Below are 11,728 nucleotides of genomic sequence, written 5' to 3'. Positions count from 1 at the left end.
AAATGTTGATTGCGCTTGTCCAAATCTCGGTAATTCATTCTAAGGCCACTCAGAGACGCCTCATACGCTTTGATTTCTTTTTGGTACTTTTCCTCTTCTTTTTTAAAATCGTCTCTAGAAATCGTTCTCAGTTGCTTGTATAGGTCGATATCTTCTTGAACCTGTTGAGAATCCTCTTGTAAAAAATGATTTTTCCGTTTTAAGTTTTGAATATCCCGAGTTAAATGTTCTTTTTCATCGTGTAAATCGTTGATATCCCTCAACAATTGTTTTTTCGTTTCAATTTGTTGGTCTAATTCACTTAAAACTTTCGCTTTCTTTTTATATTCATGAATATCTTGAATATACGTTTTATTATCATCGGTACTCCCACGTTCAACATCAAAACCTTGCTGGCACAGATGTGTTGTTAATTCATCATGGATGTGATTAATGGCTTGCCGATTCATAGCTGTACGTGCTGATAACCGTCCTTGATGATTAACAGGTATAAAGTGAAGGTGCATATGAGGCGCTGATTCATCCATATGCACTTTCGCTGAAACAACATTGGCTTCGCCAAAACGTTTACTGAAGTAATCTTTACATGTCTTAAAGTAGTGTTTTGTACGTGTCTCTCCCATACGATCGGCTTCTTCTTTCGATAACGTAATGATATTGGAATACATCACTACACTATTTTTCTGTACACGTGACCCCTGTTCTCTATAATAATCGACTCTATCTTTCACACGATGATACAAATGACGTTCATCTTCAACTAAATCAAAGTTTAAGTTTGTCCGTTTCAAATCAATCTCATCGTTTTTGATTCTCCCTTTACGTTCTTGTTCCATCTCTTTGCCTTTAACATCGCTCATTTTATTTTTTTGCGTATTCCAAGCTAATTTCAAATTGAGCGCCCTCCCCGAAGCTTTTTGATTTGTCTGTGGTTCTCTACTTTCGAGAACCTTCGCAAATATCATTTTACAAGCGCTGTGATTGTCTACCTTCGACAATGCTTCGCTTATGTAAAATGATAGATACTCTCACCGCTACGCCTCAAACATGTGAGGCTGATTCCGCAATGAGAGTATAGTTCGATATACTCTTACATTTGAATGTAAGAGTTATCTTCGCTCTGGCGAGGCCATCACTACATTCAAAAATATATTTTTGAATGCCGTTCTATAGCTAACATTTGGCATACATATTAGCAAACATATGTATGTTATATTAATATAAAGATAAGCATACATATGTTTGCTTATCATATATTAACGATGAGGTGGTTCAATGCCAAAAAAACAAAATTCAAAAGAAAAAATCCTAACAATTCGTGTAAGTCAAGAGCAATACAAAAAAATACAAGATTTAGCCTACATACGTAGTATGAATACAACAGAATATATACGCCAAACAGCAGTGGGTAATCGGATTAAACCGACGGTCATTGAATATCCAAAAGAACAAATAATAATGGATGATTCTCATTCTAAAAATGATACAAATGATTGGCATGAAGTCATTGAACAGCTGAAAAAAGATAACGAGGCACTCAAATCCAACAACCAAGAACTCCAGCAACATGTTCATCAACTGGAAGATGAAATAGCCCAAATGAGACAAGAAAATGACGTCTTTCATCACTTATTACAACATTTTGATAGTACGGCATTCTTGAATTTCAATACATATCGTGATGATCGGCCACTAAAAAAAGCGATTAAAAGATTGAAAGAATAATAATGAATTACTAAATTATAAGTAAGCGTTATATAAGTCTTTTCAAAAAGCAAGACATCTTTGAGGAAACAAGATGAAATATTGTAAATAAAGAAGCCAGTAAATGAATCTATATAGATTCATTTACTGGCTTCTTTTCTAAGATTTATGTATCAAAATCATTTTTTTATATAGACATAAATATATCTTGTAAAGAAGAACGTTGTTGAGTAACTTCTATTATTTCAATATTATTTTCTGTTAAAATTGAAATAATTTTAGGTATTTCATTTATTGAACTAACTTCTATACAAAACAAATTATCTTCTTGTATTTCTAGCGTTTGACTATTATCTTTTAATATATTATTAATATCATAAAGTTGATTAGATGCTAATTTTTTTAATGTTTTAATTTGAATTTTAATCTCATTAGTACTATCTTTCAATTCATCTATAGTTCCCATTTTAGCAATTTGACCATTATTCATAATTGCTAATCTATCGCAAATTTCTTCGATTTCCTCAAAATTATGAGAAGTAAGAAAAATTGTTTTTCCTTGTTGCTTGAGATTTAATATTAGTTTCCGAATTTTGATACTTGACTCAGGATCCAATCCTGAAGTCGGTTCATCCAAAATGATTAAACTTGGATCTCCAAGTATCGCTTGAGCGATACTTATTTTCTTTTTCATACCAAAAGAAAAGTCCTTAAGTTTTTTATCTTTAACATTATTTAAACCGACTTTCTCCAAGACTGTCCAATAGTCGTTAGTTGAATATTTAACTTTTTTAATTCCTCCCATATATTTTAAAAAATCTATGGCATTTAAATTAGGATATAAATTTGAGGCATCTGGCATGACACCAATTTCTTTTTTTATATTTTCTATATTTTTATAATTAAATACTGAAATATTTCCGGAAGTTTTATGTATAATACCACTAATAGTATGTAAAAGTGTAGACTTTCCAGCACCATTTCTTCCAATCAAACCGAATACTTCGTTTTGATGAATAGCTAAGTTTAAATCATTTAGTACTTTTTTCTTGTTATATTGTTTGTTGAGATTTGTTAATTTAATTGCTTCCATAGACTAAAGATCCTTCCTTTTAAGCATGACAAGAGAAATACTAATTAATAAGAAACCTATGAATAAAGGTATCAACATAAAAAATCCAGTTTTAAGTATATAAAAATAAGGTAATATATATTTGAAAGGTAAAAGATACCAAATATTACTTTTAAATGTGGCAACAATTCCTAGTATAGGTATAATAAAACCGAGTATAATTCCAAGTAACATTGTTAAACTTGGTTTCGGTATAGTAATTGACAAGAGAAATGTAAAAGCTATGGCATAAAATAAGAAAATAGAAATACTTAGATAATCATATAAAGGCCATTTTCCAGAGAATAGGAAAGTTATAAAAAAACAAACACTTAAGCATAGCATCCAAAAAATATAGACACCAAAAAATTTCCCTAGTATAATGTTTAAACGACTTGTTTTGGCAACTAAAAATCTAATTGTTTCCATTTCTATATCCTTATTTAAAATGTCATGAGAAACAGCAGCAATGAATATAAAACCTAAAAAAAAGAATAAAAACTTTATTGTAGATGTATATACTGAGTCACTATGATCTTGACTCATTATGAATTCATTATGAGCAAAAAATTTAGATGTAAGAAAAGTTATAAGAGTGAAAAATATTATTATTATAATTGATTTAATGCTTTTTAATAATGAACTTAATTCGTATTTGATAATTGCGAGCAATTGAGTTGAAACCTCCATACCATATTAATTGAGAGAAAAATAGAAAATAATACCCTATTTAAAAATTAAGAAATACCTAATATACTAGCGATTTTATTAACTACCCAAGAACTTAAGTGAGATAAATAATTAACTGTTGCTTGGTATCCAGACTCAACTGCTTGAACTAAAGCACTTCCGGCAACTTGTTTAATTGCCCATTGTACACCTGAACTTAATTGATTCCAATGACTTACTAAATATTGTGCAACCTTTTTTACTACAGCGCTCATTATTAAAAACCTCTCTTCACTATAATTTTTATTATTTTCTATTTTCTCCCGTTTTTAGTTTATATGTTTTTTAAATTTAAAATCAACTTATATTAAGTTAAGTTCTTGTAAAGTGATTTTTAATATATATATATTTTATTATTAAAGAGACTAAAGAAATAACTATCCAGTAAATTAATACTATGCATTTTAGCTGCGTAGTCAAAATAAAAATACCAATATTAGCGATTGTGTAAAAAATGAAATTAGATATACTTTTTTTGTACGGCCATTCTAATATGGAATTTATTAAAAGTATTAAAAATGGCAAAATATAGTAGGGATCTTTATTATTAAGACTAAACCATAATATATTATTATTGTAAATTTTAAAATGATATAGCGCTCTTATAAAAGATGCTAGTACATACAGTTGTATGATTATCAATAAAAATCGATGTCTAAATGGAATAATACCTACTTTTAATTTAAGAGTCTTCATTCTTTTTTTTATAGTTTTCCTTTTAGCCAGATTTTTTGTTTTATTAAATCGTTGTAAAAGTTTTTGTATATCATCATGAATTAAGTCTCTTTTTATCGAGTTATTCAAATTATCAACTTGATTTTTATAAAGCATTATCTTAACAAGAAAAGATAAAACAACAATTGACAAAAGAGAACCAATATATGTAGATATAAAATTTAATAAAAAAGTAAAGAACTCAGTTAGTATATTCAGATAATTCATTTTTTATTTTTCAATTTTGTAATTAAAGAGCCAATAGCTACAAGAGTTATGAAAGTAAGTATCCAACTTACTATAGTTACTAACATCTTTAAATTCCTCCTTTACTAATATTTATAATATATTATAAATATAGATAATATTCTAATAATTTAATGTTAATAAAATTATTGATATAATTCAGTCAATGAATAGACTATACAAACTAACTACCTATAATACATAATTATGTTAACTCAACACAAAGGGACAAACGCTGAAATGACGGCGTTTGTCCCTTGTTGTTTGGATTATTGGTTATGCATCTTTTATACATACCCTTAACCACACGTTTTCATGTATTTTCATTTATAGAACTTTTGTATCTTTATTCAAAATCAGTAACCCCTTTAAAATAAGATTTTGTTATACTATTGAGGTCGTCTATCTCTCAGACGTCAAATTGACGTAGAGAGGGGGTGCGATGAAATGTTAGCGATATTTGTTTATATAACAGTATCTATTTTTATAGAATGCTGTGTTGCGTTGTTTAAATTTTGGCTAGAGCAACGTAATAAAAAATAAGACGGCGTAGCCAACACCGAAGAAAAACCCCAGCCTATTGCAGTAGGCTGGGGTTTGGTGCGTAAATGTTAGCAATATTTGTTAGTTTCAGTATATCTTGTAACTTCTTTACTTGTAAACTATTTTACATTAATTTTTATATAACAAGTGGTTATAATATTTTCCAATATCGATTAGTTAATAGTGTTATGTACAAAATATAATCGTATGTTACCCTTCGTTTATAGATGATATTACTTGTTAATTTATCATATACTATTTCCTTGTCTTTTTCACTTTTCGTGTTACCACTCATTTACTGAGTGGTTTTATTTTTATCTTTTATGAAAGCGTCAACAATTAATATATTTTTTACTTGTGAAAGTATTAACAATTTTTTAGGAAAGTAGTACTATAATCTTGAAAGTAATTAAATTATTTAAAAGGGGTTAGTTATTATGAATTTTTTAAAGATTGCTACTTCTGAAGAAGCTAGAGATTACTTTAATAGTAGTAGGGATGTTGTCTCAATCTATGATAGCAGTACAGATTTTATTGATGTAGGCGCAATAATTTTGATGGATTATGAAATTGATTCTGTAGATTCAATGATAGAGAAAAATTTGGGAATTCCGGTAATAATAGTTACTAATTATGAAAATGTTAATAACAAGCACTCACAAGACAGTATAAATCTTGAATCTGTGGATTTTATCATTGATGTTAATAACCTCAACAAAGATTATACTTCAAAAAAAATAGAATATTTAATATCTAAATACGAAAAAAATATACTCCCTCCATTTTTTAATACTTTAGTAAACTATTCTGAAAGAAGTAATATTCAATTTGACTGTCCAGGACATCAAGGAGGACAATACTTTTCTAAACATCCAGCCGGAAGACAATTTTATAAGTTTTTCGGAGAAAATTTATTTAGAGCCGATATTTGCAATGCAGATGTAGATTTAGGAGATTTATTAATTCATGAAGGTCCTGCTGTAGAAGCACAAAAACATGCTGCTAAAGTTTACAATGCAGATAAAACTTATTTTGTTATGAATGGTTCTACGACATCTAATAATATTGCTATAACTTCTGCAATAATGCCAGATGATTTAGTATTATTTGATAGAAACAACCATAAATCAGCTTATAATTCAGCTCTTGTTAAAGATGGTGGCCGACCTGTTTATATGCAAACTTCAAGAGACTCTTATGGTTTTATAGGTGGTATTTATGAGAAAGATTTTGATGAACAATATTTAAGAGAACAAGCTGCTAAAGTAGATCCAGAGAGAGCTAAGTGGGATAGACCATTTAGATTAGCAATCATTCAATTAGGCACTTACGATGGGACAATTTACAACGCTAAACAAGTAGTAGAAAAAATTGGGCATTTATGTGACTATATATTATTTGATTCAGCGTGGGTTGGTTATGAACAATTTATTCCATTAATGAAAAAATCTTCTCCACTATTATTAGACCTGGACGAAAATGATCCTGGTATCTTAGTAGTACAATCAACACATAAACAACAAGCTGGATTTTCTCAGGCTTCTCAAATTCATAAAAAAGACAAACATATCAAAGGACAAAAACGTTATATCAATCATAAAAGATTTAATAATGCATATATGCAATATGCTTCAACATCACCATTCTATCCATTATTTGCTTCTTTAGATATAAATGCCAAAATGCAAGAGGGAGAATTAGGTGAAAAGCTTTGGAATGACTGTTTAACTGTTTCTACTAATGCTAGAAAAAAAATTATAGAGAAATGTAAATATATTAGACCATTTATTCCAGAAACAGTTCAAGGTAAAAATTGGGAAGAAGCTAGTACAGATGAAATTATAAGCAATTTAGAGTACTGGAAATTTAATCCAGATGAAAAATGGCATGGATTTAACGGCTATGGTAAGGACCAATATTATATTGATCCTAATAAATTCCTATTAACAACTCCTGGAATAGATTCTAAAGATGATTCTTATATGAATTTTGGAATACCAGCTGTTATTTTAGCTAACTATTTACGTGAAAATGGTATAGTACCAGAAAAAAATGATTTAAATTCTATTCTATTTTTAATGACACCCGCAGAAGACGATGCAAAAATGAATAACTTAATATCTAAATTGATTCAATTTGAAAAATACATTGATCAAGATGCGCCTTTAGAAGTGGTTTTACCTAGACTATATAATAGTAACTACGAAAGATATAAAAATTATACAATTCGTGAATTGTGTCAGGAATTACATGATTTCTATAAAGAGCATAATACTAAAGAATTCCAAAAAAGAATGTTCTTAAAAGATTATTTCCCTGAGTATAGAATGAAACCTTATGACGCAAATATTGAATTATTAAGAAATAATGCTAAATTAGTCGAATTAGATGACATTGTAGGTGAAATAGCTCTTGAAGGAGCTTTACCTTATCCGCCAGGTATATTCTGTGTAGTTCCAGGAGAAAAATGGAGCGAAACAGCAAAAACATATTTCAAAATACTAGAAGATGGCATAAATGAATTTCCAGGATTTGCTCCAGAAATTCAAGGTGTTTACTTTGAAAATGTTGATAATCGAATCAAAGCATTTGGTTATGTTTTAGATAAATAACTAAATAAGGAAGGTAGATCTTTATGTCTGAAAAGAAAAAAATGAGCGTTACTCAATTAACGATTGTTACAGCTGTTAATATGATGGGCTCAGGAATTATCATGCTACCTACTAATCTGGCACAAGTGGGTACAATGTCAATACTTTCTTGGATTATAACAACAATTGGAGCTACAATGTTAGCTTTTATATTCGCTAGAGCTGGCTTATATAGTTCAAAAGGTGGCGGAATGGGAGGATATGCAGAATACTCATTTGGCAAAGCTGGAGCCTTCCTTACTAATTACACTTATGGACTCTCTCTAGTTATAGCTAATGCGGCTATCGCTATATCTTCAGTAGGTTATATTGCTGTTTTATTTAATGTTCATTTATCACCATTGGCAACAGCAATGTGGACTATAGTAGTTTTATGGGTTGCAACAATATTGAATTTTGGAGGAGCAAATATTACAGGAAGAATTAGTACGTTTACAGTTTGGGGCGTTATTTTACCTGTAATTTTCATCAGTATTGTTGGTTGGTTTTACTTTAGTGGAAGTAGCTTTGCAACATCTTGGAACCCTCACAATTATAGCTTTATAGAAGGAATGGGTAAATCTATTTCTATAACACTATGGGCTTTTTTAGGTCTTGAATCTGCTGCAGCTAATAGTGATGCTGTAGAAAATCCTAAGAAAAATGTTCCTATTGCTGTAATGGGTGGTACTATAGGTGCAGCAATAATGTATATTTTATCTACAAATGTAATTTTAGGTATTTCTCCTATTAAAGATTTAGCTAAATCTAGTGCACCATTTGGTTTAGCATTTAGTCATATGTTTAACCCTACGATTGGTAATATTGTTATTGCTTTAATGATAATATCTTGCTTTGGATCTTTGATTGGTTGGCAATTTACCATTGCAGAAGTATTTAGAAGCTCAGCAGTTGAAAAATATTTCCCTAAAATCTTTGCTAAAACTATCGGCAATGGTACACCAATAATTGGAATGGTAATTATTACTGTATTACAAACGTTAATTTCATTAATGACAATTAGTCCATCTTTATCTAAACAGTTTACAATATTAGTCAATTTAGCGGTGGTAACTAATGCAGTGCCTTATGTGTTAACAATGGCAAGTATTAAAACCATGCAAAAAGAAACATCAACAAATATTTCTAATAAAACTATGAAGTGGACTAATATTATAGCAATTCTAGCTGGTATATATACTTTATATGCTATTTACTCTTCTGGAGGAATAGCTGTTTACTATGGTGCTATTGTAACATTTGCTGGATGGACTCTTTATGGATTTATTTCTTATAGATTCGATACAGAAAAGTCTAAAAATGTTAATGAATAGAAACGATTTATGATTTAAATTTCAAAAACAGTCTAAGAAGTAAGAGTTGCTTCTTAGACTGTTTTTTGAAATGGATATAATATATACATTATTAATTTTGAATAAATATTTAGATAGGCGTAAAATGAAAATGTTAATAAAAATAAAGGATAAGATAAAATGAAAATGCACAACAACGAAATAAGCCGAATTCTTTTTATATCAACTTTAGGAGCATTGATTTTTTCAGTAACTGGAATATTTCTGGGTATTATTTCAAATAGTGATATGGTATTACTTGATGGTTTATATGCTGTCTTAAGCTTACTAATATCAGCTTTATCACTTTTCACTTCTATTACTATAAAAAAACCTAATCGTGAGTCTTTCCCATTTGGAAAATACATTTTTCAGCCCCTTACTATTGTTTTCAACTCTTCAATTCTTCTTCTTCTTTGCATATTATCATTAATTTCATCAATTTATGCGATTATGCAAGGCGGTAGAAATATTAATGCCAATATAGGATTATTCTACGGCATTTTTTCTTTTGTAGGATGTGGTGTAATCTGTTTCCTTCTATCTAGAAATAGAAAAAAATCTGATTTAATATATGCAGAAATGCTTCAATGGTTGTTAGATACTTTTGTAAGTTTTGGATTAGTGTTAGGTTTTATTTTAATGTTTATACTAAAATATACTAAATTTGATTGGCTAATTCCTTACATAGATCCTTTTTTAGTTTTAATCGCTGGTATTATTTTAATAGTTATGCCTATAAGACTTCTATATAAAAATGGTAAAGAAATTATATCAATGTCTGCTTCAGAAGAAGTACAATATGATATTTATAATATAGTAAAGAAAAAAAATATTGAATATAATATTAGAGACGAAGATATTAGAATATCTAAAATGGGGCAAGTTATTTATATTGATTTACAAAACATAGTTGATAGAAATTCCTATATTCAAACTATTGAACAAGCAGATGTATACAGAAATGAAATAATAGAAGAAATTAACCAAAATTTCATAAATTTTGATAAATGGTTAAATATTTCATTCACTGAAAAATATTACTCAAGACAAATAAACTAAATATTTCTCTAATTCTCATAAAGTGTTAATATTATTAATGTGTTCTATACTAATTATGGTTATAGTCCTTCATTCATTTGGAGGACTAATTTATATTTAAATTAGTACACTGTCATTCTTACTTATTCTCCCATTTTTCTTTTAATTGACGTTGAAATGCTTCTCTATCTTGTCTTAATTTAGTGTCTTCATTGTATATTTTGTGTGATTGTGTATATTCTTTTTTCTCTAACCATTTAGGTGTTTTTTCTCGACTACTATAGCGCTTAGACATAATTTTATCTTGTCTTTCAGGTTTTCGTTTACTATGTATACACTTCTCAGCGTCAAAGATAAACTCTAACCATTCAATTTTACGTCCTTTTTTAGCCTTGATTTTATTAATGTGAAGATTGTTAAAAATAGTGTTTAACTCTGTAACAATAGGCTTCAAAACATTTTTATTAATATCTGTCATTCTATAAGATTTAGGGATATCTAGGCGTTCTCTAAAATCATCAATTTTAATTTTCATATAACCAGTGTGTTTATATTGTTTAAGTATTCTAAACATGTTTTTTGAATATGTAGATTTCAAATTTGTCATTTCTTTTAATTCAAATTTAGTAAAGTTGCTAGTAATTGAATTAAGTATATGCTTTAAATTAGGAGAAGTTGAAATTTCTAAGTATTGATCTTTTTTATGAATTCTATAATGATTAAATAAAATAAATCTTTCTATAACCTCATCATCTTCGTATCTAATTGTTAGTTCCAACATTTTCTTATATACATCATCCAAGTCTTTAACGAATCTATTAATATTACGTGTTTTCGGATTATAGTTACTCAATTCTTTCAATTCATCAAAAGATAAATGAAGTGTGTTAGTTTCTTTTTCCTTAAGTTTATTACACATGGCAAAAAATAAATTAATTTCAGTACTGGTGAATTTTCTTAAAGGAACTAAATTCAAATCGTTTTTGTATACTACTGTTTCCCCCGTCATTATATAGATACCTCAACATAATTATTTCAATAAGGAGCATGTTTTTTTATGATACTCCTTATTGAATTGATATTTTCACGTTAAAACACTTTGATAACAATGTCAATTAACAAAAGAAGGTTTATAATAAAAACTACTCCTTTTATGTGGCAAAACTACTCCTTTTATGTGGCAAAACTACTCCTTTTATGTGGCAAAACTACTCCTTTTATGTGGCAAAACTACTCCTTAAGCATCTCAAATAAGCTGTGGCTCTAAAGCTCAAACGACTTCTAAAAAGGTTTATAAAAAGATTTATAAAAAGATATTAAAAAGGTCGGAGTGAAATACTCCAAACTCATTCAAATATACTTCTAAAGAAACAAACACAAAAATAAACTTTAAAAAATATCTCCATTTTCAATTTTTACTGTTGTTGATGGTAATACATTCATAATTTCAGCCATTTGCTCCTGTGACCAACCTAAATCCTGTCGCAAATGAACCATATCTATCGCAAAATCTAAAGCTTCTGATTGTTCTTTATAGCTATTTTTTAATTCAGGATGACATTGAATATCTTCATCAATTAATTTAGAAATCATACTCACATCTATCATTTCCAATACAATATCTTTGCTACCTTGGAATTCTTATAATAATATAGAAA

Annotated in this window: 11 protein-coding genes; 5 read left to right on the top strand and 6 right to left on the bottom strand. The window is 28.7% G+C overall.

The features are described from left to right. The coding region (gene mobV / locus ABZX02_RS43600) for a MobV family relaxase (protein WP_355307920.1) at positions 1-998 on the bottom strand (998 nt) is incomplete at its 3' end. Between the two features lie 277 nt (positions 999-1,275). Between mobV and ABZX02_RS43595 the strand changes: the two genes are divergently transcribed. After that, positions 1,276-1,725 (top strand): hypothetical protein, encoded by a 450-nt coding sequence (locus ABZX02_RS43595; RefSeq protein ID WP_355307918.1) that lies wholly within the window; start codon positions 1,276-1,278, stop codon positions 1,723-1,725. Between the two features lie 166 nt (positions 1,726-1,891). Here ABZX02_RS43595 and ABZX02_RS43590 read toward each other — a convergent pair whose 3' ends face one another. The 3 genes from ABZX02_RS43590 to ABZX02_RS43580 form a co-directional block, all read right to left on the bottom strand. Beyond that, positions 1,892-2,797: an ATP-binding cassette domain-containing protein gene (locus ABZX02_RS43590; protein ID WP_237615539.1), complete on the bottom strand. Its 906-nt coding sequence runs from the start codon at positions 2,795-2,797 to the stop codon at positions 1,892-1,894. 755 nt (positions 2,798-3,552) lie between these two features. After that, positions 3,553-3,759, bottom strand: a complete 207-nt coding sequence (locus tag ABZX02_RS43585; protein WP_151558841.1) for a hypothetical protein — start codon at positions 3,757-3,759, stop codon at positions 3,553-3,555. A 97-nt stretch (positions 3,760-3,856) separates the two neighbouring features. Next, positions 3,857-4,486, bottom strand: a complete 630-nt coding sequence (locus tag ABZX02_RS43580; RefSeq protein ID WP_355307916.1) for a YidC/Oxa1 family membrane protein insertase — start codon at positions 4,484-4,486, stop codon at positions 3,857-3,859. Positions 4,487-4,951: 465 nt separating this feature from the next. On the opposite strand from ABZX02_RS43580, the gene ABZX02_RS43575 reads away from it, so the two are divergent. The 4 genes from ABZX02_RS43575 (at position 4,952) to ABZX02_RS43560 (ending at position 10,091) form a co-directional block, all read left to right on the top strand. Then, the gene (locus ABZX02_RS43575; protein WP_002501808.1) at positions 4,952-5,047 is read left to right on the top strand and encodes a type I toxin-antitoxin system Fst family toxin; all 96 of its coding nucleotides are present in this window, start codon (positions 4,952-4,954) and stop codon (positions 5,045-5,047) included. 437 nt (positions 5,048-5,484) lie between these two features. After that, on the top strand, positions 5,485-7,659 hold the full coding sequence (gene speC, locus ABZX02_RS43570; protein WP_002503038.1) for an ornithine decarboxylase: 2,175 nt from the start codon (positions 5,485-5,487) through the stop codon (positions 7,657-7,659). A 23-nt stretch (positions 7,660-7,682) separates the two neighbouring features. After that, positions 7,683-9,011 (top strand): putrescine-ornithine antiporter, encoded by a 1,329-nt coding sequence (gene potE / locus ABZX02_RS43565; RefSeq protein WP_002498214.1) that lies wholly within the window; start codon positions 7,683-7,685, stop codon positions 9,009-9,011. A 159-nt stretch (positions 9,012-9,170) separates the two neighbouring features. Next, positions 9,171-10,091 carry a cation transporter gene (locus ABZX02_RS43560; protein WP_002498909.1) on the top strand — a complete coding sequence of 307 codons (921 nt, stop codon included), beginning with the start codon at positions 9,171-9,173 and terminating at the stop codon, positions 10,089-10,091. A 118-nt stretch (positions 10,092-10,209) separates the two neighbouring features. Here ABZX02_RS43560 and ABZX02_RS43555 read toward each other — a convergent pair whose 3' ends face one another. Beyond that, positions 10,210-11,079, bottom strand: a complete 870-nt coding sequence (locus ABZX02_RS43555; protein WP_252958559.1) for a RepB family plasmid replication initiator protein — start codon at positions 11,077-11,079, stop codon at positions 10,210-10,212. A gap of 380 nt (positions 11,080-11,459) precedes the next feature. After that, positions 11,460-11,678, bottom strand: a complete 219-nt coding sequence (locus ABZX02_RS43550) for a helix-turn-helix transcriptional regulator (protein WP_355307912.1) — start codon at positions 11,676-11,678, stop codon at positions 11,460-11,462. Positions 11,679-11,728 lie beyond the last annotated feature (50 nt).

It is taken from the genome of Lentzea sp. NPDC003310, assembly GCF_040610935.1.
In the GTDB taxonomy this organism is placed as follows: domain Bacteria; phylum Actinomycetota; class Actinomycetes; order Mycobacteriales; family Pseudonocardiaceae; genus Lentzea.
The sequence above is the reverse complement of the archived record's forward strand: the minus strand, read 5'-3'. Positions and strand labels throughout refer to the sequence as shown.